The organism is Nocardia terpenica (assembly GCF_013186535.1).
GTDB classification, from domain to species: Bacteria; Actinomycetota; Actinomycetes; order Mycobacteriales; family Mycobacteriaceae; genus Nocardia; species Nocardia terpenica.
This window is the reverse complement of the sequence record NZ_JABMCZ010000005.1, coordinates 1,263,142-1,286,890: the sequence shown is the minus strand read 5'-3', so window position 1 is coordinate 1,286,890 and position 23,749 is coordinate 1,263,142. Positions and strand designations below refer to the sequence as shown.

29 protein-coding genes and 2 pseudogenes are annotated in these 23,749 nt (G+C 66.7%); 19 read left to right on the top strand and 12 right to left on the bottom strand.

Translation table 11 applies throughout. The features are described 5' to 3' along the window. Nucleotides 1-2: 2 nt before the first annotated feature. Complete coding sequence (locus HPY32_RS46715) at nt 3-938, bottom strand: GntR family transcriptional regulator (protein ID WP_373686726.1); 936 nt, start codon at nt 936-938, stop codon at nt 3-5. A gap of 1 nt (nt 939) precedes the next feature. On the opposite strand from HPY32_RS46715, the gene HPY32_RS41680 reads away from it, so the two are divergent. Genes HPY32_RS41680 through HPY32_RS41650 form a run of 7 tightly spaced genes read left to right on the top strand, consistent with a single transcriptional unit; the run spans nt 940 to nt 5,304 of the window. Continuing rightward, nucleotides 940-1,197 carry a hypothetical protein gene (locus tag HPY32_RS41680; protein ID WP_067586764.1) on the top strand — a complete coding sequence of 86 codons (258 nt, stop codon included), beginning with the start codon at nt 940-942 and terminating at the stop codon, nt 1,195-1,197. A gap of 2 nt (nt 1,198-1,199) precedes the next feature. Further along, nucleotides 1,200-1,478 carry a hypothetical protein gene (locus HPY32_RS41675; protein ID WP_156674384.1) on the top strand — a complete coding sequence of 93 codons (279 nt, stop codon included), beginning with the start codon at nt 1,200-1,202 and terminating at the stop codon, nt 1,476-1,478. Further along, nucleotides 1,475-1,786: a hypothetical protein gene (locus HPY32_RS41670; protein WP_067586770.1), complete on the top strand. Its 312-nt coding sequence runs from the start codon at nt 1,475-1,477 to the stop codon at nt 1,784-1,786. The genes HPY32_RS41675 and HPY32_RS41670 overlap by 4 nt, the downstream gene beginning before the upstream one ends. Then, nucleotides 1,783-2,172 (top strand): hypothetical protein, encoded by a 390-nt coding sequence (locus HPY32_RS41665; protein ID WP_067586773.1) that lies wholly within the window; start codon nt 1,783-1,785, stop codon nt 2,170-2,172. The genes HPY32_RS41670 and HPY32_RS41665 overlap by 4 nt, the downstream gene beginning before the upstream one ends. Beyond that, nucleotides 2,169-3,842, top strand: a complete 1,674-nt coding sequence (locus HPY32_RS41660; RefSeq protein WP_067586775.1) for a replication initiator — start codon at nt 2,169-2,171, stop codon at nt 3,840-3,842. Before HPY32_RS41665 ends, HPY32_RS41660 begins: the two co-directional genes overlap by 4 nt. Before the next feature lie 8 nt (nt 3,843-3,850). Continuing rightward, the gene (locus tag HPY32_RS41655) at nt 3,851-4,081 is read left to right on the top strand and encodes a helix-turn-helix transcriptional regulator (protein WP_216675889.1); all 231 of its coding nucleotides are present in this window, start codon (nt 3,851-3,853) and stop codon (nt 4,079-4,081) included. Nucleotides 4,082-4,134: 53 nt separating this feature from the next. Next, nucleotides 4,135-5,304 (top strand): tyrosine-type recombinase/integrase, encoded by a 1,170-nt coding sequence (locus tag HPY32_RS41650; protein WP_231951604.1) that lies wholly within the window; start codon nt 4,135-4,137, stop codon nt 5,302-5,304. 6 nt (nt 5,305-5,310) lie between these two features. Here the strand turns inward: HPY32_RS41650 and HPY32_RS41645 are convergent, their stop codons facing one another. Beyond that, the gene (locus HPY32_RS41645) at nt 5,311-5,847 is read right to left on the bottom strand and encodes a hypothetical protein (RefSeq protein ID WP_156674385.1); all 537 of its coding nucleotides are present in this window, start codon (nt 5,845-5,847) and stop codon (nt 5,311-5,313) included. 296 nt (nt 5,848-6,143) lie between these two features. On the opposite strand from HPY32_RS41645, the gene HPY32_RS41640 reads away from it, so the two are divergent. Beyond that, the gene (locus tag HPY32_RS41640) at nt 6,144-6,320 is read left to right on the top strand and encodes a hypothetical protein (protein ID WP_171983295.1); all 177 of its coding nucleotides are present in this window, start codon (nt 6,144-6,146) and stop codon (nt 6,318-6,320) included. A gap of 6 nt (nt 6,321-6,326) precedes the next feature. Here HPY32_RS41640 and HPY32_RS41635 read toward each other — a convergent pair whose 3' ends face one another. Then, nucleotides 6,327-6,797, bottom strand: a complete 471-nt coding sequence (locus HPY32_RS41635) for a cupin domain-containing protein (protein WP_067586788.1) — start codon at nt 6,795-6,797, stop codon at nt 6,327-6,329. Nucleotides 6,798-6,879: 82 nt separating this feature from the next. On the opposite strand from HPY32_RS41635, the gene HPY32_RS41630 reads away from it, so the two are divergent. The 8 genes and pseudogenes from HPY32_RS41630 to HPY32_RS46710 all read left to right on the top strand — a co-directional run. Further along, on the top strand, nt 6,880-8,043 hold the full coding sequence (locus HPY32_RS41630; protein ID WP_067586791.1) for a glycosyltransferase: 1,164 nt from the start codon (nt 6,880-6,882) through the stop codon (nt 8,041-8,043). A gap of 59 nt (nt 8,044-8,102) precedes the next feature. Further along, entirely contained in the window at nt 8,103-8,297 is a 195-nt protein-coding gene (locus HPY32_RS41625) for a DUF3046 domain-containing protein (RefSeq protein WP_067595598.1), read from the top strand. Nucleotides 8,298-8,301: 4 nt separating this feature from the next. Next, nucleotides 8,302-9,036, top strand: coding sequence for an aminoglycoside 3'-phosphotransferase (locus HPY32_RS41620; RefSeq protein WP_067586794.1), 735 nt, complete (start codon nt 8,302-8,304; stop codon nt 9,034-9,036). A 27-nt stretch (nt 9,037-9,063) separates the two neighbouring features. Continuing rightward, nucleotides 9,064-9,957: a pyridoxamine 5'-phosphate oxidase family protein gene (locus HPY32_RS41615; RefSeq protein ID WP_067586797.1), complete on the top strand. Its 894-nt coding sequence runs from the start codon at nt 9,064-9,066 to the stop codon at nt 9,955-9,957. Between the two features lie 63 nt (nt 9,958-10,020). Beyond that, nucleotides 10,021-11,055 carry an Lrp/AsnC family transcriptional regulator gene (locus HPY32_RS41610; protein WP_067586800.1) on the top strand — a complete coding sequence of 345 codons (1,035 nt, stop codon included), beginning with the start codon at nt 10,021-10,023 and terminating at the stop codon, nt 11,053-11,055. Between the two features lie 158 nt (nt 11,056-11,213). After that, the gene (recA, locus tag HPY32_RS41605) at nt 11,214-12,257 is read left to right on the top strand and encodes a recombinase RecA (protein ID WP_067586803.1); all 1,044 of its coding nucleotides are present in this window, start codon (nt 11,214-11,216) and stop codon (nt 12,255-12,257) included. Between the two features lie 231 nt (nt 12,258-12,488). After that, nucleotides 12,489-13,055: pseudogene (gene recX, locus HPY32_RS41600) on the top strand (recombination regulator RecX); the annotation flags it as partial. A 63-nt stretch (nt 13,056-13,118) separates the two neighbouring features. Further along, nucleotides 13,119-13,280, top strand: a pseudogene (locus HPY32_RS46710) (recombination regulator RecX); the annotation flags it as partial. A 10-nt stretch (nt 13,281-13,290) separates the two neighbouring features. On the opposite strand, the gene HPY32_RS41595 reads toward HPY32_RS46710, so the two are convergent. Genes HPY32_RS41595 through HPY32_RS41585 form a run of 3 tightly spaced genes read right to left on the bottom strand, consistent with a single transcriptional unit; the run spans nt 13,291 to nt 14,982 of the window. Beyond that, on the bottom strand, nt 13,291-14,139 hold the full coding sequence (locus HPY32_RS41595; protein ID WP_082871269.1) for a helix-turn-helix domain-containing protein: 849 nt from the start codon (nt 14,137-14,139) through the stop codon (nt 13,291-13,293). Further along, complete coding sequence (locus HPY32_RS41590) at nt 14,136-14,672, bottom strand: DUF6879 family protein (RefSeq protein WP_082871270.1); 537 nt, start codon at nt 14,670-14,672, stop codon at nt 14,136-14,138. Before HPY32_RS41590 ends, HPY32_RS41595 begins: the two co-directional genes overlap by 4 nt. Continuing rightward, nucleotides 14,653-14,982, bottom strand: coding sequence for a hypothetical protein (locus tag HPY32_RS41585; RefSeq protein ID WP_067586809.1), 330 nt, complete (start codon nt 14,980-14,982; stop codon nt 14,653-14,655). Before HPY32_RS41585 ends, HPY32_RS41590 begins: the two co-directional genes overlap by 20 nt. Nucleotides 14,983-15,234: 252 nt before the next feature. On the opposite strand from HPY32_RS41585, the gene HPY32_RS41580 reads away from it, so the two are divergent. Together HPY32_RS41580 and HPY32_RS41575 are read left to right on the top strand one after the other, a co-directional pair. Beyond that, the gene (locus HPY32_RS41580; RefSeq protein ID WP_156674386.1) at nt 15,235-15,441 is read left to right on the top strand and encodes a hypothetical protein; all 207 of its coding nucleotides are present in this window, start codon (nt 15,235-15,237) and stop codon (nt 15,439-15,441) included. 65 nt (nt 15,442-15,506) lie between these two features. Then, a complete protein-coding gene (locus HPY32_RS41575) occupies nt 15,507-17,969 on the top strand; it encodes a valine--tRNA ligase (RefSeq protein ID WP_067586811.1) in 2,463 nt (820 codons plus the stop codon). A 21-nt stretch (nt 17,970-17,990) separates the two neighbouring features. On the opposite strand, the gene HPY32_RS41570 is transcribed toward HPY32_RS41575, so the two are convergent. Next, on the bottom strand, nt 17,991-18,578 hold the full coding sequence (locus tag HPY32_RS41570) for a GrpB family protein (protein WP_067586813.1): 588 nt from the start codon (nt 18,576-18,578) through the stop codon (nt 17,991-17,993). Nucleotides 18,579-18,629: 51 nt separating this feature from the next. Continuing rightward, nucleotides 18,630-19,397: an SDR family NAD(P)-dependent oxidoreductase gene (locus HPY32_RS41565; protein ID WP_067586815.1), complete on the bottom strand. Its 768-nt coding sequence runs from the start codon at nt 19,395-19,397 to the stop codon at nt 18,630-18,632. An 86-nt stretch (nt 19,398-19,483) separates the two neighbouring features. Between HPY32_RS41565 and HPY32_RS41560 the strand changes: the two genes are divergently transcribed. Beyond that, the gene (locus tag HPY32_RS41560) at nt 19,484-20,341 is read left to right on the top strand and encodes a helix-turn-helix transcriptional regulator (protein ID WP_067586817.1); all 858 of its coding nucleotides are present in this window, start codon (nt 19,484-19,486) and stop codon (nt 20,339-20,341) included. A 119-nt stretch (nt 20,342-20,460) separates the two neighbouring features. On the opposite strand, the gene HPY32_RS41555 is transcribed toward HPY32_RS41560, so the two are convergent. From HPY32_RS41555 to HPY32_RS41540, 4 genes are read right to left on the bottom strand one after another with little or no spacing between them, the layout of a single operon-like run. After that, nucleotides 20,461-21,348, bottom strand: coding sequence for an amino acid ABC transporter permease (locus tag HPY32_RS41555; RefSeq protein WP_067586819.1), 888 nt, complete (start codon nt 21,346-21,348; stop codon nt 20,461-20,463). Beyond that, on the bottom strand, nt 21,345-22,022 hold the full coding sequence (locus HPY32_RS41550; protein WP_067586822.1) for an amino acid ABC transporter permease: 678 nt from the start codon (nt 22,020-22,022) through the stop codon (nt 21,345-21,347). Before HPY32_RS41550 ends, HPY32_RS41555 begins: the two co-directional genes overlap by 4 nt. 22 nt (nt 22,023-22,044) lie before the next feature. Continuing rightward, nucleotides 22,045-22,872 (bottom strand): glutamate ABC transporter substrate-binding protein, encoded by an 828-nt coding sequence (locus tag HPY32_RS41545; protein ID WP_067586825.1) that lies wholly within the window; start codon nt 22,870-22,872, stop codon nt 22,045-22,047. A gap of 50 nt (nt 22,873-22,922) precedes the next feature. Beyond that, nucleotides 22,923-23,651 (bottom strand): amino acid ABC transporter ATP-binding protein, encoded by a 729-nt coding sequence (locus tag HPY32_RS41540; RefSeq protein WP_171983336.1) that lies wholly within the window; start codon nt 23,649-23,651, stop codon nt 22,923-22,925. Nucleotides 23,652-23,749 lie beyond the last annotated feature (98 nt).

Here is a 23,749-nt window from a genome sequence, read left to right as displayed (position 1 = left end):
AACTAAGGTTGCTCATGTCGGATATCACCTTCAGACCACTCGTAGGCAAATTCATGTCGATCACCTGCGTATATGTCATGCGCCGCTTGAAGTGTTCGACCTTGAGAATTGTAGTCCACATCCCACATGTGAACGACTGGAACGCCCGCTGGAAGCTGTAAGAGATCAGCTTCTTCGGGTGTGGGCATTCGTGCCTGAAATACTTCCACGCCGCGGTAGAAGTCATGACCTAGCGACTCGATAAGTTCATCCGGACCTTCCGGGAGAGGCTCCGGAGACTCAAGTCGTGTTCCCGCTGCGACCCAGAGCGGATAGTAGCTTGTTGACAATACGGCTGGTTGATCATCCAGCAACTGGAGACGTTTCCGAATTACAACTTCGTCTCCAGGTGAGATTTGGAGCCATTGTGCAGCTTCGGCCGGTATCTCGATGCGTCCGATATGGAGCATTCGCCGAGATGGAACCTGGCCTTGTTCGATCGCCATGGTATCGAAAATCGGCTTTCCGGACTGGCGGTGCTCGGCATGTCGGCGGGCGGCCGAGACACGGCGTATTGCTGGTCGTTTACGAACGAAAGTTCCACGCCCGAACTGGCTTTCGAGAAGACCTTCGGAACGAAGAAGGTCGATTGCCTTGTTCGCGGTGCTCTTCGAAGTCCGGTAGTGCTCGACGAGCTCCCGCTCAGACGGCAGCAACGATCCTGGTTGGCGCTCCCCCGACAGGATGGAGTTCCGCAGGTCCGCTGCGATCCGCCTACTGAGCGGTTGCTTATCCGTCGTCAATGCATCCACCTCCTGTCTACCAGGGTAGTGCAGCCACCCTAGAGAAGTCTCCTCAGGGAAGATTCCGCCAGTCTCTTGACAACCTCCCCAGGGAGGGTCATTGTTAGAGATGACCCTAGGGAGGTCGCCCCAGGGAAGTTGAGATCGGGAGGTCATCATGCAGGCGCTTCAGCTTCAGGGGATGGGCGACGTGGTCCGTCCGGCTCGGCTCAATGCGGCGGGTTGGTGCATGTGGTGCCTGGAGCGCGGTTGCTCCAAGGTGCGGTGCATCCAGTCGCACGAGCGGTCGGCGTGGGCGGTGTGCCCGGTGTGTGATGGCACCGAGTGGAGTGATCCGGCTACCGCGACTCGGTGCACGAACTGCATGTACGGCGTGGTCGAGATCGATGCTCCCTGCCTGTCGGTGGTGCGGTGATCATGGCTGAGGTACTCGCGCCTGCGGGCTGGATGGCTCCGGATCGGGAACTGCTGCTCAGTGTCCGGCAATCGATGGGTTTGGGCCGCAAGGCTTTCGCTGAATGCCTCAACGACGTCATCGGCCCGGTGGAGTATCCGGCGGTGCCCGTGTCGTGGCATGCGGTGCACGTGTGGGAGACGGCCGTTCGACCGCCTGCCTACGTCGTGGATGCGGCCCTGATGGCGCTCCGCGGTTCTCGTCCGGTGGTGGACCTGGATGTCCTGGAGGTCGCGGCATGAACTCCGGGACGGTCCTGAAATGGTTTCTCGGGCAACGGCATTGGCAGTCCTACCAGTCGTTCCGGCGGGAGTGGGACAAGGCTGCGGCGACGGTGGATGCGTCGCTGACGGCTCCGGGGGAGCGGACGTTGCGTCGTTGGAAGTCCGGCGGCATTCATGTTCCGCATGCGGAACGGTGCCGGGTCCTGGAGTCGATGTTTCCGGGCTACACCGCTGATCAATTGTTCGCCCCGCTGCCCAAGCGGAAGCCTCGTGCGCGCCGCTGCGAGTGCCGGGGTCAGATGACTCTCTTCGAGGTGATGGCATGAATTCCGGCACCGTGATCGCCCTGCCCTCCCGGCAGGATGCCGACGTGGTCCGCCCGCCCCGGCTGACGTTCGCGGGCCGCTGCGTCTATTGCGGCGCTATCGACTGTGCTGACGCGAATTGCATTGCCCTGCACGAGATTTCCGAATGGGCGGTGTGCGGGCATTGTCACGGCACGGGGGAAGGCTTCCGGTCGGAGTCCAAGGGCTGCACGTGCGCGTTCGGGCTGGCGCTGGTGGCACCGGAGATCGAGCGCCGCCGCAACCTGCCCGGTACCGGGCTGCACCAGATCGACGAGGGGCACTGGTCGTCCTACAACCACATCACCTACGGCGTGCCCGTGGTCCGTGAGGGCTTCACCGTGCGTGCCGGGAAGGCGGCGGCATGACCGAGACGAACGTGGTGGACCTGGACGAGACCAGGGCGAAGCGGGAGACGGCGGCGGATCGGCGATCGCAACCGAACCTTGCCGGGATCGCTGAGGCGCTGGCGGACAAGTACGGCACGTGCCGTCGCCCGTTGGTGATGTACGCCTACGACCCGTCGACGGGGGACTCGAAATATGTTGGCGCACCGTGTAAATCAACCCAGGAGTGCCAGTGCCCGGGATGCGCCGCCCGGGCCTTGCGTTTGCGGCAGCAGCAATGCCGTGAGGGCTGGCACATTGAGGAGGAACCCGTGAATCCGAAACCCGAACCGACCGAGCGGCAGATAGAGCTGTTCGCGGCGCGTGCTCAGATGCAGGTCGATTACGACCAGGCGAAAGACGCTGGCGACAGTGAGGCCATGGACGGTATTCGGGAGGTGGTGCACGACCTTGATGCAGAGCTCCGCTCGACCGGGGTCCGGGGCCGTCTCCCGGGATTGGATCCGCAACCTACGACCAAGCGCCAGCGCAGTACCAAGCGTCGCCAGGATGCCGCCGACCTGCCGCGTAAGAAGGTCGCTCGCTCGACCATCGGCCGCCAGTTCGCGGGCAAATACAGGCCCTCGATGTTCATGACGTTGACCCTGCCCAGCTACGGCAAGGTCTACGCCCATGGTCATCCGGACGCAGGTGCGCCGATCAACCCAGAGACCTACGACTACCGGCGGGCGGCCCGTGACATCGTCCATGCGCCGGCACTTTTCGATCGGTTCATGCAGAACTACCGGCGTGCGGTCGGCTACGACGTGCAGTACTTCGCCACCGTGGAACCCCAGAAACGCGGTGCCCCTCATTGGCATGTCGCGGCCCGGGGCACCGCGGAGAAGGAATTGATTCGGCAAGTGGTGGCAGGCACCTATCACCAGGTGTGGTGGCCCAACTTCGACCACGAGGAATACAGCGACGGGCACATGCCGACCTGGGATTACCACGCCAAGACCTTCGTCGATTCCGATACCGGGCATCCGTTGCCGGGCTGGGACGAGGTGATGGAGCTGATCGACAGCGTGGACGAGTACGAGCCTGCGCACGTGGTCCGGCTCGGTAGTCAGGTCGATGCTCAGGGCGTGCTCGGCGGTACCGAGGAGGCGGGGCAGAAGGTTGGCTACCTGACCAAGTACCTGACCAAGTCCATCGGCGAGATCGTGGAAGCCGATACCGCCCGGCTGGCGCGGCATTACGACCGCTTGCACGAGGAGCTGTGCAAGACGCCGTGCTCGCCCAAGTGCGGCGTGTGGCTGCGTTACGGCATTGTTCCGAAGGGCGCCACCGAGAAGATGGTTCCGGGCCGCTGCAAGGGCAAGGCCCATCGTCGCGAGACCTTGGGAATGCGGGGCCGTCGGGTCCTGGTGTCGCGCAGGTGGACCGGGAAGACGCTGGCGGACCATCAGGCCGATCGGGTGGATTTTGTGCGCGAGATGCTCAGGGAGGCAGGCATTTCCCGCCCTGACGATCGGGATCGGTGGGTGGTGCGGCCGTCGGATCCGGGTGACCCGAACAAGCCGCCCCGGGAACACCTGATCATGAACGATGTCACGACCAGGCTGGCGTGGCGCTACGAGTACGACAAGGCCAGATTGTTCGAACCACCTACGCCGCAAGGTGATTCGGCAAACCAGGATGCGGCATAGGGGGAATCATGATCGAGGAAGAGACGTACCTGCGGGCGACGCAGTTGGAAGCACTGACCGGGATTCCGGCGGCAACCTGGCGGTGGTGGGCGTATGTCGGTGATCCGACCAAGCCGCCCAGCTTCAAGCTCTCGGCTCGTCGGCGCGTGTGGAAGAAAACCGCCGTGCTGGCTTGGCTGGCGGATCAGGAACGCGTGGGCCTGGAGCTGGAGGCACAGCGTCGCCGGATGGTGGCCTGATGGCTGGGATCCGGAATCGGCGCGGTGGTGTCGAAGATCGCTGGCATAAGACCGTGACCAAGGTCGATTCGGACGGCACCAGGAAACAGGAGAAGGTGCCTTCGGCGAACTACGGGTGCGCGAAGCGGTGGCGTGCCCGTTACGTCGATGATTTCGGCAATGAGCACGTCCAGGGCTTCCGTCGAAAGACTGATGCTGAGCAGTGGCTCACGAATCAGATGTCGACGCTGGTGCAGGGTACGCATGTGGCTCCGCGTGATGCCGCGATCACAGTGCAGCAATGGTGTGATCAGTGGATTCTGGGCTACGAGATTCATCGCAAAGGCACCGTGCGCGAGGCCAAGACACACATCAAACGGATTACCTCGGAATTCGGCAAAGTGCAGCTCTCGGCGGTGCGGCCGTCCTCGGTGAAGGCGTGGGTTGCCAAGCTGAAAAAGGAAGGGCTGAAGCCGAGCTACGTCTACGCCCTGCACGCTCGGCTGTCGCAGATCATGACCGATGCGTGGCATGAGGGACTGATCGCGCGAAATCCGTGCTCGCGCAAGACATCTCCGCCGATGGGTAAACAGAAACCCTACATCGCAACCACTGAGCAAGTTTGCCAATTGCATGCTGCGTTCCCGAAACACATGCAGGCGGCGGTACTGCTCGGAGCGTTCGCGGGCCTGCGAGTCGCGGAAGTGGCAGCACTGCGAGTGGATGACATCGACTTCATGCGCGGCGTGATTCATCCGAAACAGCAGTGGCCGAACGAGCCGCTGAAATCGGAGACCAGCGAAACACCGATCCCGATCCCGCGTGAGCTGACGCTGCTGCTGTCGGCATCGAAACAGCGCTGGCCACACGAGAACATGATCACCAATGGGGAAGCGGGGCCGTGTCCACCGTGGCAGATCGAACGGGCGTTGCGGGACCTTCGTGAGAATGGCGAATTAGCCAGTCTCCCAGAGGAATTCAGCTTCCATGACCTGCGGCACTACTTCGCGTCGCTGCTGATCTCCAAGAAGGCGGACGTGAAGACCGTGCAGGCCCGGCTACGTCACGCATCGGCCCGGACCACCTTGGACACCTACGGACATTTGTGGCCGGACGCAGACGAGTCCACCCGAACCGCCATCGGTGAAGTGATCGCGGAACGGATGGACTCGCTGATCGCTACTGCGGACGAACTGCGGACGGAAGATCGTGTAAAGGCAGTGCGCCGCAGGTCAGAGGGCTAAGCCGACTTACACGTCGTAGTACAGCTCGAACTGCGACAGATCCTGGGTGGCGCTGGCCGAGAGCGTGGCCTTGCCGATCAGATTGTGCGTCGGCGGATCGTAATCGACGGCCAGATCGTAGTGATTGATGGTGTAGCCGCCGTTGCCGTCCTTCGGATAATAGGGGTCGTTCAGCCCGTCCGAGCCGGGAGTCGGATTGCCCCACGGCGGGTCGGCCAGCGCCGGTACGCCCGCCAGGCACAATGCCATGGCGATCGCGGGCGCGAGCAGATATCGCCGATGTCGTCCGACAAGGGGAGAGATACGCCGAACTTCCGAGTACTGAATTCCCATGGCAATCAACGCCTTCGGTGGGGGCGAGTGAACGGAAACCACCGGGCGGCCAACCATCGACGCCCGATGTAATGCGTAATCGACTACGGGACACGTCGATTCGCGGAAAGGGGGGATCCGCGACGAGGCGGGGGAGTGGGGTGAGTCAACTTTCACCTGAAAGAATACAAGTCCGTTGCGCCCGATGTGACCGAATCCCTTGCCGTCCACGACAATAGGGGTTCGGCAGCGATGTGGTCGGCGACACTACCGCGCCCGTTTCCCGGCACCTACGCTCCCCGTTTCCCGGCACGTGCGCTCCCCGTTTCCCGGTACGTGCGCTCCCCGTTTCCCGGTACGTGCGCTCCCCGTTTCCCGGCATGCTTTTGGCCGGGATCCCTCAGGGTAAACCCTGAAAGTTCCCGGATTTCCGCCTTGACCTGGTGCTTTTCCGCTTCGGGCTTGCCAGTATGGAGGGTGTCGGATCGCGCTGACGGCGGTTCGGGAAACCTTCGGGAGGAATGGACATGTTCTGGAAGATCGTTGGCGTCGTCGCGCTCGTGTGGCTGGCGTTGATCGTGATCGGCGCGCTGATCAAGGCGCTGTTCCCGATCCTGATGATCAGCGTTGTGGTGTTCGGCCTGTTCCTGCTGTACAAGGCGGTGTCGAGCTCGAACGACAAGACGACGGCCGGTAAGTTCTAGCGGGCCTCACGCCGGTGGGTGGTGCGGATCGACCCAGGGCACCGTCTCCGGATCCGCCTCCACCTCGGCGATCTCGAGATTCACCACCACCGGCTCCTGATCGCTGCGCACCACCACGCAGCGCAGCGTCTCGTTCGGCAGCGCATTGATCTCCTGATGCGGCACGAACGGCGGCACATAGATGAAGTCACCGGGCCCGGCCTCGGCCAGATACTCCAGCCGCTCGCCCCACCGCATCCGGGCCCGGCCCTCGACCACGAAGATCACACTCTCCAGCGGTCCGTGATGATGCGGCCCGGTGCGGGCATTCGGTTCGATCGCGACCGTGCCCGCCCAGATCCGCTCGGCCCCGACCATGGCCCGGCTGATCGCGGCCTCCCGGTGCATGCCCGGTGTCTGCGCGGTATTCGCGTCGAGCCGGTCGCCGGGCACGACCCGCACACCGTGCTGCCGCCAATCGGGGGTGGGTTCGGACATGACGCTCCCTCCGGCCGGTATTTTCCCAGCCTAGCCGCGGGTCGGATGTGGCGGGCGGTACCGCGGGTGGCAGGCTGGACCAATGCGAGTGGCTGTCGTCGCGGGACCGGATCCGGGTCATGCGTTTCCGGCTGTCGCGCTGTGCCTGCGGTTACTGGCCGCGGGCGACGAACCCGTGCTGTTCACCGGACCCCGGTGGTTCGAACCGGCGCGCGCGGCCGGGATCGCCGTGCGCCGCCTGAAGGGCCTGGCCCCGCGGCCGGACGACGACGATCGCGACGCCGGGCGGCGCATTCACCAGCGCGCCGCCTACATCGCCGCCGAGATCCTGCCCGACCTGAGCGCCATGCTGCCCGAACTGGTGGTGTCGGACGTGCTCACCGTGGGCGGTGGGCTGGCCGCCGAACGGCTCGGGGTGCCGTGGCTGGAGCTGTCGCCGCATCCGCTGTATCTGCCGTCGAAGGCGTTGCCGCCCATCGGAAGTGGGCTCGAGCCGGGGCAGGGACTGCGCGGCCGGGCGCGAGACGCGGTGCTGCGCGGCCTGACCGCGCGCGCCATTCACCGCGGCGAGCGGCAGCGATCGGCGGCGCGGGCGAGTATCGGCCTGCCCGAGGCGGATCCGGGCCCCGACGCCCGGCTCGTCGCGACTCTTCCGGCGCTCGAGGTGCCGCGCCCGGACTGGCCCGAGAACGCCCATCTGATCGGCCCACTGCTATGGGAGCCGACCGCGGACACGCTGCCGCTGCCGCCCGGCGGCGAGCCCCTGGTCATGGTGGCCCCCTCGACCGCCCACACCGGGGTGACCGGCATGGCCGAAGCGGTGCTCGAGGCCCTCGACGGCGCGGGCCTGCGCGTGGCGCTCTCGATGCTCGACACCCCGCCCGCCGCGCTGCCGCCCTGGGCGACCGCGGGCCTGGGCCGCCAGGACGAGCTGTTACGCCACGCCGCGGTCGTGGTCGGCGGCGGCGGTCACGGTCTGCTGGCCAAGACGCTGCTGGCCGGGGTCCCGATCGTGACCGTCCCCGGCGGCGGTGACCAGTGGGAATTGGCGAATCGCGCCGCCCGCCAGGGCAGTTCGATCCTGATCCGCCCCTTCGACCCGACCGCGGTGCGCGACGCGGTGCACCGAGTGCTCGCCGATCCCGCCTATCGCGCCGCCGCGGCGCGCGCGGCCGCCACCGCCGACGCCGTCGCCGACCTGGTCGAGATATGCCACCGCGTTCGCGATACCGCGGGGGCACGGTGACCGCAGGCTGCGGAGGTGCGGATTCCGGGATGGGCGCGGGCACAGGTAGCCTCGGTACGGTGCGATTGACCGACTTCAAGGAAATGCTGCACACCGAGTTCGGGGTGGCTCGCGGGGATGCGCTGCTGGCCGATCACACGCTGCTGTCCCTGGGCGGGCGGACCGGGGCGGAGGCGATCGAGGCGGGCGTCGAACCTCGCGACGTGTGGCGCGCGCTGTGCGCCGAGTTCGATGTGCCTCGCGTCCGCTGGTAGCCGGATGCCGGAGGAGAACCCGGATACCGCGCTGCCACCGGGGATCATCGCCGTGCTCGGCGACTCGCCGACCCGCTCCCGCGATCACGAAGGCCGCAGCGGCAGCGTCGAATTCGTCGACGGCGGCTACTGGATGAAGCGCGGCCCGGCCGCGGTGGCGGAGCGGCCGCGGCTGAACTGGCTGGCCGGGAAGGGCATTCCGGTGCCGCCCGTCGTCGCCTTCGAACGCGATGTGCTGATCCTCGCCGATGTCGGCGCGCCGAGCCTGTCGGCCGCCGCGGACGAATCCGTCGGCGCGACACTGGGTACCGTCCTGCGCCGCCTGCACGCCATCCCGATTGCCGAGTGCCCCTTCGACGGTCGGCTCGACGTGGTGCTGGAGCGGGCCCGGCACCTGGTGGAGCAGGGGCTGGTCGATCCGGAGGACATGGACAACGATCACTACGGGCTGACTCCCGAACAGGTCCTGGACCGGCTGTACGTCGAGCGGCCCGAGGAAACGGACCTCGTTGTCGCCCATGGTGATTACACCTCCGGGAATGTCCTTCGGGGCGGGATCGTTCTGGATGTGGGCGCCCTCGGCATCGCCGATCGATACCGGGACCTGGCGCTGGCGCGCCGGGACCTGCTCGACCATCACGGCCTGGGCCAGGTGGAGGAGTTCTTCGCCGCCTACGGGCTGGTCGACCCGGATCCCGTCCGCCTCGATTACTACCGATTGCTCGACGAATTGTTCTGAGTCGGCGGCCCTGGGAGGAGGGGCGAGATGACCACACCATTTCACCGGGGAGAGCTCGCCGTTCAGGAACGTATGGGGCAGGCCGATATTGCCGCGCAGGTCGGGCGCATGATTCAGGCCGATATTCCGGATCGGGCCGCGGAATTCCTGGCCGAACAGCCGATGGTGGTGGTCGCGGCGGCCGACGACGCGGGCCGCGTGTGGGTGAGTCAGCTGATCGGGTTGCCCGGGTTCACCCGCGCCGTCGACCGCCGGACCGTGGCGATCGAGGCGCACCCGGCGCCGGGCGACCCGCTGGCCGGACCGCTGCGCACCCGCCGCCCGATCGGGATGATCGCGCTGCAACCCCAGCGGCGGCGGCGCATTCGCGTCAACGGCCTTGCCGAACCGACCGGCGACGGTCTCCGGATCACCACCGATCAGGTGTACCCGAACTGCCCCAAATACATCTCGCGGCGGCTGATCCGGGAGTTCCGCCCCACCATCGCCGGTGAGCCCGTCCGCTCCCGGTCGCTGAATGCCGCACAGCAGCAGACGATCTCGTCGGTGGACACCTTCTTCATCGGCAGCATCGACACCGCCGGACATGTCGACGCCTCCCATCGCGGCGGCAGTCCCGGCTTCCTGCAGGCGCTTTCACCGGCCCACCTGCGCTGGCCGGACTACCGGGGCAATTCGATGTTCATGACCCTCGGCAATATCGCCAGCGATCCCCGCTGCGGCCTGCTGATCCCCGACTGGCGGACCGGCGCGATCCTGCAACTCACCGGAACCGCCGAGATCAACTGGGACACCGAGACATTCGCGCCCGGCGCACAGTGCTCGATCGACTTCACGATCACCGAGGTGGTCTCGATCGACCGCGCCGGTCCGCTGCGCTGGGGGCCGGTAGAGCTCTCACCGGTCAACCCGCCCGCCTGAAACAGGCTGGATCATGCTTGAATATCCACCTGTCCAGTCCGCACTGTGCATCGGATTCCTCCCATGACCGTGGAAGAACTGCAAGAATCTTCCGACCTCGACCTGCTCGACCGGCAGATCCTGCACGCCCTGGTCTGCGACGCCCGCATCCCGTTCGCCACCCTGGCCGGGATCCTGGGCGTCTCCGAACAGACCGTGGCGCGGCGCTATCGCTCGATGCGGCGGCGCGGCATCGTCCACGTGTGCGGGCTGGTGAACGCCGTGCCGCTCGGGCACACCCGCTGGATTCTGCGGCTGCGCTCCACCCCCGACCGGGCGCTGCGGCTGGCCGAATCGCTGGCCCGGTTCCCGGATGTGAGCTGGGTGTCGCTGCTGTCGACCGGCTCCGAGGTGACCTGCGTGAGCCGCCCGCAGTCGATCGAGCGGCGCGATGAGCTGCTGCTGCACACGCTCCCGCGCGCGGCGCAGCTGACCGGGATGATCGCGCACGAGGTCATGCACCGGTTCCCGCTGGAGGAGGAGTGGCCGCGCTACGGCCGCCTGCTCACCCCCGAGCAGCGCCGGGCCCTGGGCGAGCGCCCGCCGGTCCGCGACGACGGACCGCCCGCACCGGTGGACCTGTCGGCCGCCGACACCGCCATGCTCGCGGTGCTGGCCCGCGACGGCCGCGCGCCCTACGCCCAGCTCGCCGCCGAAACGGGCTGGAGCCCAACGCGAGTCGCGCGCCGCATGCACGAGCTCGCGGAGTCCGGGGTGCTGTATTTCGACCTGGATTTCGCCACCGAGAAGATGGGGTACGGGGTGCGGGCGTCGCTGTGGCTGCGGGCCCGCCCGGCCGACCTCGAGGCGGTGGGCAGCGCCATCGCCGAACATCGCGAGGTCGCCTTCGTCGCCGCGACCACCGGCCCGACCAATCTGATGGCCTCGATCGTGTGCCGCGACACCGCCCACCTCTACCGCTACGTCACCGAGCGGCTGGGCTCGATCGCGGGCATCACCGATATCGAGGTCACCCCCGCGCTGCGGACGCTGAAACAGGCCCAGGCGCTGGTGAACGCCGACCGGGTCACCCTGGTGCCCGAGCCGCCACGCCGATAGCACGCCGATTGCGGGGCGGGTTTCGCGTGTTCGCGGGCGCGTCGCTTGCCTCGAACAGGTGTTCGTCTAAGCTTGCCCGCAGAACTTGTCGGTGCCGCCCTCTAACGTGGGCGCCAACCACACCACGAGACCCACCCGGCGAGAAGGGGAACCACACGATGGCACCACAGGCCTACGACCGCGACAAGGCGCTCGAGCTCGCGCTCGCGCAGGTCGAGAAGAGCTTCGGCAAGGGCGCGGTCATGCGTCTGGGAGAAGAGGCGCACCAGCCCATCTCGGTGATCCCGACGGGCTCTATATCGCTGGACGTGGCCCTGGGCCTCGGCGGCCTGCCGCGCGGTCGCATCGTGGAGATCTACGGTCCGGAATCCTCGGGTAAGAGCACGCTCGCCCTGCACGCCATCGCCAACGCGCAGGCCAACGGCGGCGTCGCGGCCTTCATCGACGCCGAGCACGCCCTGGACCCGGACTACGCCCGCAAGCTCGGCGTCGACACCGACGCCCTGCTGGTCTCCCAGCCCGACACCGGCGAGCAGGCGCTCGAAATCGCCGACATGCTGGTGCGTTCCGGCGCGCTGGACATCATCGTCATCGACTCGGTGGCCGCCCTGGTGCCCCGCGCCGAGATCGAGGGCGAGATGGGCGACAGCCACGTCGGCCTGCAGGCCCGCCTGATGAGCCAGGCCCTGCGCAAGATGACCAGCGCGTTGAACAACTCCGGCACCACCGCCATCTTCATCAACCAGCTGCGCGAGAAGATCGGCGTCATGTTCGGCTCCCCCGAGACCACCACCGGTGGTAAGGCGCTGAAGTTCTACGCGTCGGTGCGCCTGGACATCCGGCGCATCGAGACCCTGAAGGACGGCACCGACGCGGTCGGCAACCGCACCCGCGTCAAGGTCGTCAAGAACAAGGTCTCGCCGCCGTTCAAGCAGGCCGAGTTCGACATCCTGTACGGCGTGGGCATCTCCAAGGAGGGCTCGATCATCGACATGGGTGTCGACCAGGGCTTCATCCGCAAGTCCGGCTCCTGGTACACCTACGAGGGCGACCAGCTCGGCCAGGGCAAGGAGAACGCGCGCAAGTTCCTGCTGGAGAACACCGACGTGCGCGACGAGATCGAGAAGAAGATCAAGGAAAAGCTCGGTATCGGTGCCGATGTCACCGCAGACGCGGGTGCCGAGGCGCCCGTCGACTTCTAACCGATGCCGGACCGGGAAGCGTCGGGGCCGGGGTCGTCACCGAGCCTCGACGCGACTCGGCTCGAAGCGGTGGAACGGCTCCGCCGGCAGCTGGCCGATATGGAAGCCACCGGCGGCCGTCCCACTCGCTCCCACCCCCGCCCGAAGCGGCGCAGGGATTCCGAGGGGTCGAGCGGATTATGGCGCTCCGACGATGGGCCGCACCCGTCGGTCGAGCCCGATCCCGCTCGTATCGAGGGAGCGAGAAGCCTTCGCGGCCAGGGCCGTTCGGCGTCGGATCGGGAGGAATCCGACGCCCACGGCCGCAGGACTTCCCCGGGCGGCGGCACCGAGGCGCAGGCCAAGGATGTCTGTCTACGCCTGCTGACCGATCGTGCGCGCAGCCGCGCCGAACTCGCGGACAAGCTGACGGCCAAGGGTTTCGCGCCCGAGGTCATCGAACGCACCCTCACCCGCCTCACCGAGGTCGGCCTGATCGACGACGCCGCCTTCGCCGAACAGTGGGTGCACTCCCGCCACACCTACTCGGGCAAAGGCAAGAAGGCCCTGGCCCTAGAACTACACCGCAAAGGCATAGCCCCCGAACACGCCGAACCCGCCCTGTCCACGGTCACCCCCGCCGACGAACAAGCCCGCGCCACCGACCTCGTCCGCCGCAAACTCCAGACCCTCCCCCGAGACCTCGACCGCGACAAGGCAATCCGCCGCCTGGTAGGCATGCTCGCCCGCCGCGGCTACAACCCCTCCACGGCCCATTCGGTAGTCCTGGCCGAACTCGCCGAGGCCGGTTTCGAAAGCACCCCTGCGCCGACCCGCCCCACCGAGAACAAACCCTCCGTCGCCCCCGACGACCACGACACCGCCGCCGACCTGGTCCGCCGCAAAATCCGCACCCTCCCGCGAGACCTGGACCGCGACAAGGCAACTCGCCGCCTGGTGGGCATGCTCGCCCGCCGGGGCTTCAGCCAATCCGTTGCCTACTCGGTGGTGCGGGAGGAACTGGCAGCAGCGTCCGACACCTGAATCTCCGAGATCAAGCATGTGACTTCCTGCTCCGCCTATCGAGTGCCTTCCGAATAAGCTCCCGGGCCGTCTCTCCGGTCACCGCCTGGTTCGCCAATACATCGAATGCGCGACCGTACAGAGCGATTTCTCGTGGCTGTGTGATGCGCAGCTCCGCGCTGACGCTTTCGACAAGGACGAGGCGATTGTCGTACATCCCGAAGCTGTTCGCGACGACGAGCGCTTCCGTTTCGGCCGGGATGATTCCAAGGGTCACTCGAGGCATGCCGATGATCGCATGCAATCTGTCCAACTGCCCGGTCATCACTGCATCGTCACCTACCGTGGTCCGCAGCGACTGCTCACCGATCAGGAAGTGGAACCGGCGAGTTCTTTGATAGAGGATCTGCTGTCGCTCCATGCGTTTGGCTACGCCCGCGTCCAGATCGACTGGAATGCCATGGAATTCCATAGCCCGTCGCAACTTGGCTTCGGCGTACTCCGCTGTTTGCAGCAGGCCCGGAACGATCTGCGGCTGATAGTTACGAATGAATGTAGCCTCTGCTTCCAGCTTCAGATACTTCTGCTGCCTTTGCGCGAGCCCGGAGCCGAGGGCACGCCGCCATTCCATGTACGCGGTGTCGATGTGGTGCAGGGTGGCGAGAAGGTCGGGAAGCTGATCGCCCGATCCGGTGTACTCACAGTACGCGCGGACATCGGCGGTGGTCGGTTTGGTCCGGCCGTACTCGATCTTGGACACCTTGGATTCGTGCCATCCCGACAGGTCCGCCAGCTGGCGGCCGGACAGCCCGGCACCACGGCGAAGCTCTCGGAGTCGTGCCCCGAGAGCTTCCCGTGCCTCATGAACGCTACTTGTCACTGCTGGATGGGCTCGCCTCGAACATAATCAGCATACGGAATTGCCAACTCCCAGAGCCGCTCTCGCACACTCCGGCAGTAGGCGACAATTCCGGGATCGGTAGTCACCGCGAGACCGGCCGGAGCTCCGGCGCCGTCGACGAGGTTGTAAGCGACCAGCTGATTATCCATAAGCCACCAGTCGTCGGTCGGTACGTCCCCGGCGACATGCCGCGGCGCGTACCGGATATCTTCCCCGGCTGCGACATTGCTACCGGTAACCGACAACAGCCAGCGCTGATAGTCACTGTGCGGCACAGTGACGACTCGGACCCGGCTCACGGAAACACCGCGTGAGGTCGACTCCCGGATGAGCTCGGTCCAGCTGTTCTTGTACGAATCGGGCAGTGGCGGTAGCCCCTCCAGGAACCGCCGGATGCGATCCGACTCCTCCGGCACCCCGTAGGAGTCTTTCGTCTCGAGATGGAATGCGTCGTTCTTGCAGTCCCGGAAAAGATCGACCCAAAGTGACGAGTCACGCGGCAGTAGTTGCACCGTAGAACCTCTGCTCTCCCTTGGGGACCTCAACAGCCGCTTCGTTCCCAGCTAGATCGAGTTGATTCAGCGTCTCACAATCGGTGACCGGCCGACCGGTGAGCCTGAATGTTCCCCGCCCGGTGTCGACGAGCTCGGCACCGATGAAGGTGCCCGGCTCGGCGAATCCGGTGAGAAGATGGGGGATTTCGATGGTACCCACCTCCCCCGTCTGCCAGCCCTGCACGAGGTAGTTGCCGTTGTCGGTTGCGTACAAGGTCGGGCATTCGCCTACGTCGGAGCCGCCCTTGCCGAGGAATATCAGTTGCATGATCTTTCCCCCAATCCGATTCTGTGCGTAAGTTTTCCCACGCTCCGTCTATAGTCTCTCGATTCGACGAGGATGTGGCCAGTTCAGTCGATTTGAGCAAGATGGAGCAAGATACTGGACGGCTTCGGTCTCGGACGCTTAGCTTCGCTACGTTGCTCAGGGCTCTGGTAGAGCCCCAACCGATTCGATCGGCTGGACGGACTCCCGGTCCTGAGCTGCCTCACCAGCTGCGCGGGACGTAGAGGAGTCGGTATGACCGCACGTTCGAGGACGTTCTTCTTCCCCGGTGGGATGCTGCAAGTCGCTGCCTACGACGATGACGACGAGGACAATCCTGGGGTTTACCTCCAACTGCACGACTGCGCCCTGGCCGCGGGCAGGGCGCACGGCGGCACCGATGCAGACGGTGGCGATTCGGCGGTCTCGGAACGGCGGGGCAGCGCCGATGTGGCGGGGTGAGCCGTCCGGGCCTGGGCGGAAAAGCAGGTGAATCCGTCGGTGGAGCGGTCATATGCTGCCGGACTATGACCGATGACCATCGCACAGACAGGATCACTTCGACGCTGCCGACTACGTTTGTACCGGCGGAGATGGAGCGGGGACTGTATGAGCGGTGGGTAGCGGGTGGGTACTTTCGGGCGGATTCGGGGAGTGGGAAAGACGCGTACTCCATTGTTATTCCGCCGCCGAATGTGAACGGGCGGCTGCATGTGGGGCATGCGTTCGAGCACACGCTGATCGATGTGCTGGCTCGGTGGAGGCGGATGCGGGGGTTCGAGACCTTGTGGTTGCCGGGGATGGATCATGGGGGGATTTCTACGCAGAACACCGTTGAGCGGGAGTTGGTGGGGGAGGGGCTGTCTCGGCACGATCTCGGGCGGGAGCGGTTTGCCGAGCGGGTGTGGGAGTCGGCCGGGAGGTCGGGGGAGCAGATTGTGCGGCAGATGCGGCGGCTGGGGGACGGGGTGGATTGGGGGCGGGAGCGGTTCACTCTGGACGATGGGTTGTCGCGGGCGGTGCAGACGATCTTCAAGCGGCTCTTCGACGATGGGCTGATCTATCGGGCGGAGCGCATTATCAACTGGTGTCCGCGGTGTGCTACGGCGTTGTCGGATATCGAGGTCGACTATCGGGATGTCGACGGGGAGTTGGTGTCGATTCGGTACGGCGACGCCGACGAGCACGTGGATCCCGAATTCGGTACCGGCGCAGTCAAAGTCACCCCGGCGCACGATCCGAACGATTTCGAGATCGGGCGGCGGCATGGGCTGCCGTCGCTGACGGTGCTCGACGAACTCGGCGCGATCACCGCGCACGGGCCGTTCCAGGGATTGGATCGGTTCGAGGCTCGGGCCGCCATCGTGGCGGCCCTGCGGGAGGAGGGGCGGATCGTCGCCGAGCAGCGGCCGTACGGGCATGCGGTGGGGCACTGCTCCCGCTGCGGCACCGCCGTCGAACCTCGGCAATCGTTGCAGTGGTGGGTGCGGGTGGCTCCGCTCGCGCGGATGGCGGGGGATGCGGTTCGCGACGGGCGGGTGCGAATTCATCCGGACGCCTTGGCATCTCGGTACTTCGCGTGGGTGGACAATATGCGCGACTGGTGTATCTCGCGGCAGCTGTGGTGGGGGCACCGCATCCCCGTCTGGTACGGCCCCGAGGGGGAGACCGTGTGCCTGGGCCCCGGCGAGACGCCACCCGCGGGGCAGGGCTGGACGCAGGATCCCGATGTGCTCGACACCTGGTTCTCCTCGGGACTGTGGCCGTTCTCGACGCTGGGCTGGCCGGAGCGGACCGAGGCGCTGGCGAAGTTCTATCCGAACAGCGTGCTGTTCACCGGATACGACCTGATGTTCTTCTGGGTCGCGCGAATGATGATGTTCGGCCTCTACATCAGCGACGGACAGACGCCGCCGTTCGGGGCGATCGCGTTGCACGGCATGGTGCGCGACGGGAACGGCCGGAAGATGTCCAAATCGTTCGGCAATGTCGTCGACCCCGACGACTGGATGGACACCTACGGCACCGACGCCCTGCGCTTCGCCCTCGCCCGTGCCGCCAATCCCGGCGCGGACGCCCCGATTGCCGAGGAGTCCGTGGCGGGTGCGCGCAACTTCACCACCAAGATCTGGAATGCCACCCGCTTCGCACTCCTCAACGGAGCTACGGTCGACGGGGGACTTCCTGCGGCCGAGCAGCTTCCGACACTCGATCGCTGGATTCTGTCGCGGCTCAACAGGATTGTCACCGAGACCGACGCCTACCTCGACGACTATCAGTTCGCGAAGGCGGCCGACCTGCTCTACCACTTCGCGTGGGACGAGATCTTCGCCTGGTACCTCGAGCTGGCCAAACCCGCACTTGCCCAGCCCAATTCCGCAAAAACCCGTCGAGTGCTCGGGCACGTCCTGGATACGCTCCTGCGGCTGCTGCACCCGATCATCCCGTTCGTCACCGAACAGCTGTGGACCACCCTCACCGGCGGCGAGTCCGTGGTGATCGCCGCCTGGCCCACCGACACCGGATTCCGCGATCCGACGGCGGAGACGGAAGTCGTTGCGGTGCAAGGGTTCATCGGCGAGATCCGGCGGTTCCGCTCCGAGCAGCGCATCCCGGCCAGCCGGACCGTGCCCGCCCGGCTCGAGCTCACCGCGGCACTGTCCGCACACGAAGCCGCCATCCGGCGGCTGGCGCGCCTCGATTCCCCCGGTGCGGACTTCCGGCCGACGGCGACACTGCCGATCGGCCGGTCCCGCATCGAAATCGACCTGTCCCGGGCCATCGATGTCGACGCCGAACGCAGACGCCTGGAGAAAGACCTCCACACCGCGCGGAAGGACCTCGATGCCACCGGCCGCAGGCTCGCCGACCGGAACTTCCTCGCCAAGGCTCCCGCGGACGTGGTCCAGGGAATCCGCCGACGAAAGGACAGGGCGGAGCGCGACATTCGCGGCATCGAGGAGCGGCTCACCGGGTTGTCCGCCGACTGACGCCGCGAAACACCGTGCGCGCTACAGCATTCCGGCGGCGCGGAACATGCGCTCGTAGATCTCGCGGATGACGTCCTGCTTGCGGAGGTTGTACGCCATCATCGTGCCGCCGCCCGGGATCGCCGCCCGTTTGCCCCGCTCGTACAGCGCGCGATCGTCGGGATTGTCGCGCAGCCAATCGCGGAACATGCGGTGCCGGATGATTTCCGGGCAGTCGGGCCCGAACACGTGCAGGTTGGCGGCGGGGTCTTCGAGCCTGAGGCAGCGGTGCTCGTGCCACCACGGTTCGCGAATGACGAGAACGTAACCGATCCGTTCCAGCGCGGGAACATACGCGGCCTCGTCGCGGGGGTCGGCGACGGTCAGATCGATATCGATGACATCCTTCGCCGCGAGGCCCGGCACCGATGTCGATCCGACGTGCTGGGTAGCCAGCACCGCCGTCCCCAACGCCCCGCGCACCGCCTCGACCAGATCCCGATAGCGTTGCGGCCACTGCGGGTTGTACGGCACCAACTCGACCACGGTCGGCGGGGGAGGTCCCTGCACCCAAGGGTTTCCGTCCGGATCGGGATCAGTGTGCCTGGTGATTTCCTCGAACGTGGGCATCGCGCCAGGCTAATGGCGGCCCGCCGAATCGTGAAGCCAATATTTCGGCCGTCACGCCGCCGCGCCGCCGTCCACCCGAAGAACCACGCCCGTCACGAACGACGCACGATCGCTGAGCAACCAGGCCGCGGCCTCCGCGATCTCCTCGGGTGCGGCCTGGCGGCGCAGCGGGGTGGCGGCGGCGATCTGGTCGATGATGCCGGGGGAGCGGGCATTCCAGTCCCGCAGCATCCGGGTGGCGGTGCCGCCGGGGGCGATGGCATTGACCCGGATGCCCTCGGGTCCGTACAGGATGGCGGCGGATTCGGTGAGGCTGTTGAGGGCTCGCTTCATGGCGCCGTAGACGGGCAGGCGCGGATTGCCCCGGATGCTGCCGACGCTGGAGTTGTTGACGATGGCGCCGTGGCCCGAAGTCGTTCGGATGGCGGCGATTTCGGCGCTCATCGCTACCCACTGCCCTTTGAGGTTGACGGTATACAGGTTGTCGAAGTCGTTCTCGCCCACCAGCTCCAGCGGATCGGGCGGGCTGGCGATGGCACCATTGTTGAAGGCGATGTCGAGACGGCCGTAGCGGTCCACGGTCCGGTCGACGGCGGCGCGGACCTGGGCCGGGTCGGCCAGGTCGCAGCGAATGTAGTCGGCGGTGCCGCCCTCGGCGCGGATCTCCTCGGTCACCGCCTGCAATTGGTCCTCGGTGCGGGCCGCGAGCAGGACGCGGGCGCCCTCACGGGCGAACAGCCGGGCCGCGGCGGCACCGATGCCGCGCCCGGCCCCGGTGACGAAGGCGACCTTGTCGGTCAGCAGGGATGCAGTGCTCATGGCATCGAGCCTGCGGCCGGGCGCGATCGGTAGCCAGGTACCGACAGGTCCTGGCTGGCGCCGCGGCGCCTGGGCAGACTGGCGGCGTGGACACTCGCGAGCTGGCCGAATTCCTGCGCAGCAGGCGGGAGCGGATCGCCCCGGCCGAGGTCGGGCTGCCGGGCGGCCCGCGCCGCCGCACCCCGGGGCTGCGGCGCGAGGAGGTCGCGCAGCTGGCCTACATCTCGACCGAGTACTACGCGCGGCTCGAACAGGCCCGCGCCGCACACCCGTCCCGCGAGGTGCTCGCCGGTCTGGCGCGGGCGCTGCGGCTGTCGGACGCCGAGCGCGACCACCTGCACAACCTCGCGGGCGTGCCGCCCGGACCACCCCCGGGACCCTCGCGCGAGGTGCGGCAGAGCATTCTCGATCTGCTGCACCGCCTCCCGCACACCGCGGCGATCGTGGTCTCCGCCGTTTTCGAGGTGATCGCCTGGAACGATCTGGCCGCCGCGCTGCTGGACGACTTCTCGGCGCTGCCGCGTCGCGACCGCAACCAGGCCCGCCGGGCGTTCCTCGGCCCGCGCGCGCCGGGCTTGCGGCTGTACGGGGTGTCGGAGCGTGACCACGAGCATTTCTGCCGCAGCGCGGCACACCGGCTCCGCGCCGCGGCGGCCCGGTATCCCGACGACCCCGAGTTGGCCGAGCTGATCGCCGAATTACGCTCCGGCAGTCCGGAATTCGCGCGCCTGTGGGAATCGCACGACGTGCTGTCCGAGCCGACGCTCCGCAAGACCATCCACCACCCGGTGGTCGGCACGATCGTGGTGAACTGCGACGTGCTCCAGATCGCCGACCGGGACCAGCAGGTCGTGCTCTACACCGCCGAGCCGGGCTCACCCGCCGAGGAGGCGCTGCGCCTGCTGTCGGTGATCGGCACGCAGCGCATGGACGTGCCGGGCTGAGGAATGGACCCGCCCGTGGCGGACAGGAGTGGCGTGGCCCTTCCGCCCGGGCGGTGCGCGAGATCAGAATGCCGGACGCGGGCGCGGCGAGCGATGGTTGCGTTCAGGACGAACGAAACCTATTTCGCGCGACCGAGGTCCAGGCCGGGTACCGCATCGGTCAGCACCGAATCCGCGGCGACGACCGTCCGCCCCCGCTTGCGCCGCCGCAGACGGCGTTCCAGGCGGGTCGCGAAGACCGACAGCGACCAGTTCACCGCGATCATGATGACCGCGATGACGATCAGCGACGGAACCGTATTCTGCTGCGCCGCACCGAGCTGCTGGCCCTGGCGGACGATCTCCTGATAGGTGATCTGGTAGCCGAGCGCCGAATCCTTCAGCGCCACCACCATTTGCGAGATGATCGCGGGCAGCATGGCGGTAATCGCCTGGGGGAGTAGGACGATGCGCAGCAGCTGGGTCTTGCGCAGGCCCAGCGCCACCGCCGCCTCGGTCTGGCCCTGCGGCAGCGCCCGGATGCCCGAGCGCACGATCTCGGCGATGACCGAGCCGTTGTAGACCGTCAGCGCGACGACGACGGCCGCCAGCGCCAGCTGATCCGCCGGAAAGACCTGGCCGTTCGCGAAATAGGCGAACAGGAAGATCATCAGGATCAGCACCGGAATGGCCCGCGCGAACTCCACCACCACGCCCGCCACCCAGCGCACGACGCGATGATCCGACAGCCGCGCGAGGCCGAACACCATGCCGATCACGAGCGCGAACACGATCGACAACAGCGCGGCCACCACGGTTCCCCGCAGGCCCGGCAGCAGATACGTGCGCCACACCTCGGCGTCGACGAACGGCTTCCACTTGTCGGCGGTGAACTGCCCCTTGCTGTCGAACCCGCGATAGGCGAACCAGCCGATCGCGACGATCGCGATCGCGGCCGCGACCGAATAGGCGTGGTGGCGCCGCCGCGCGCGGGGGCCCGGCGCGTCGTAGAGGACGGAGGCACTCATCTCGCGACCTCGAATCGTCGTGCGAGCCAACCGAAGACGAGTCCGGTCGGCAGGGTGAGCAGCACGAAACCGAAGGCGAAGATCGCGCCGATCACCAGCACCTGTGCCTCGGTCTCGTTCATCGACGCCATCAGATACGCCGCCTCGTGGACGCCGATCGCCGACGCGATGGTGGAGTTCTTCGTCAACGCGATCAGCACGCTGCCGAGCGGGGCCACCACCGACCGAAACGCCTGCGGCAGCACCACCATTCGCAGATTCTGACCGAAGGTGAAACCCAGCGAGCGGCCCGCCTCGGACTGGCCCAGCGGCACCGTGTTGATGCCCGCGCGCAGCGACTCGCACACGAACGAGGCGGTGTAGACGCTCAATCCGACCAGCGCCCAGCGAAAGTTGTTCTGCACGAGCGCGTTCGGGCCGCTCGCCAGATTGATCTGCAGGGTGTTCTGCAGGCCCAGCGAGCAGAACACCAGGATCAGCGTGAGCGGGGTGTTACGGAACACGGTCACATACGCCGAGCCGATCCAGCGCGCCACCGGCACCGGCGAAACCCGCATGGCGGCAACGACAGTGCCGATGATCAGCGCGCACACCGCCGACAATGCCGTCAGTTCGACGGTCGTCCGGAACGCGTCGAGCAGCTGGGTGTCGTATCGGGAGATCAGGTCGAACACGGCGGACGTGCCCTCCCTCGGCTCAGTACCGGTCGAGCGTCGGCGGCTGCGGCGCCTGGAAGCCCGTGCCGCCGAAGTTCTTGTCCAGCGCGGCCTTCCACGATCCGTCGGCGAACATGGCCTCGATGGCGTCGTTGATCCGGTCGCGGGAGTCCTTGTCGCCCTTCTTCAGTCCGATGCCGTACTTCTCGGTGGTGAACGGCTTGTTCACCAGCTTCAGCTGGCCCGGCGACTGCGCGGCGTACCCGGCGAGGATGACGTTGTCGGTGCTGACCGCGTCCATCGAGCCCGACTTCAGTGCCTCGATGCACAGCGAGTACGTGTCGTAGGTCTGCAGCTGGGCGTCCTTGTAGTCCTTGGCCAGGTTCTGCGCCGGGGTGGAGCCCTTCACCGAGCACACCTTCTTGCCCTTCAGCGATTCCGGGCCGGTGATATCGGTGTTGTCGGCGCGCACCAGCAGGTCCTGGCCCGCGACGTAGTAGGGGCCCGCGAAGTCGACCTTCTCCTTGCGCTGATCGGTGATCGAGTAGGTGGCGGCGATGAAGTCGACCTGCCCGTTCTGGATCAGCGTCTCGCGCTGCGCCGACGGGGCCTCCTTGAAGGCGATGTTCTCCGGCTTCACCCCGAGCTTGCCCGCGACGTAGCGGGCCACGTCGACATCGAAACCGGAGAAGGAGCCGTCCTTGGTGCGCAGGCCCAGGCCGGGCTGGTCGAATTTGATGCCGACGGTGAGCTTGCCGTCGGCGGCGTGCTGGGCGGCGGTCTTGGAACTGCCGGCGCCGCACCCGGTCGCGACGACCGCGAGGGCGAGGGCGCCGACACCGAGCCGCAGTGCGCGAGTGATCCTCATCGTTGTCCTTCTCTCTGCGGAGGTAAGGAAGGGAAACTGATTGTCACGCGTCAGTGACTCAAGATCTTGCCCAAGAAATCCTTGGCGCGTTCGGAAGTCGGTGAGGTGAAGAAGGTTTCGGGCGTGGCGTCCTCGACGATCGCGCCGTCGGCCATGAACAGCACCCGGTCCCCGGCGCGGCGCGCGAAGCCCATCTCGTGCGTGACCACGAGCATGGTCATCCCCTCCTTGGCGAGGGAGACCATGACCTCGAGCACCTCGTTGACCATCTCCGGGTCCAGCGCCGAGGTCGGCTCGTCGAACAGCATGACCTTGGGGTTCATCGCCAGCGCGCGGGCGATCGCGACCCGCTGCTGCTGACCGCCCGACAGCTGGGCCGGATACTTGTCGGCCTGGTCGGCGATGCCGACCCGCTCCAGCAGCCGCATCGCCGTCTCGTGGGCCGCGGGCTTGTCGACGCGGCGCACCTTCATCGGCGCCAGCATCACGTTCTCCAGAATCGTCTTGTGCGCGAACAGATTGAACTGCTGGAACACCATGCCGACGTCGGCGCGCAGCCGGGCCAGCGCCCGGCCCTCGGCGGGCAGTTCGACACCGTCGACGGCGATGGTGCCCGAGTCGATCGGCTCCAGGCGGTTGATCGTGCGGCACAGCGTCGACTTGCCGGAGCCGGAGGGGCCCAGGACGATCACGACCTGCCCCCTGGGCACCTCCAGGTTGATGTCCCGGAGCACGTGCAGATTACCGAAGTGCTTGTCCACCTTGCGCATCGAGATCATCGGCGTGGTGGAGGACGGATCGGCGGCGGTGCCGGGCGTTGCGTCGGCAGCATCGGTCATGGTGTCTGACCATAGAGCGAAGAAGCGCAGAATGCTCA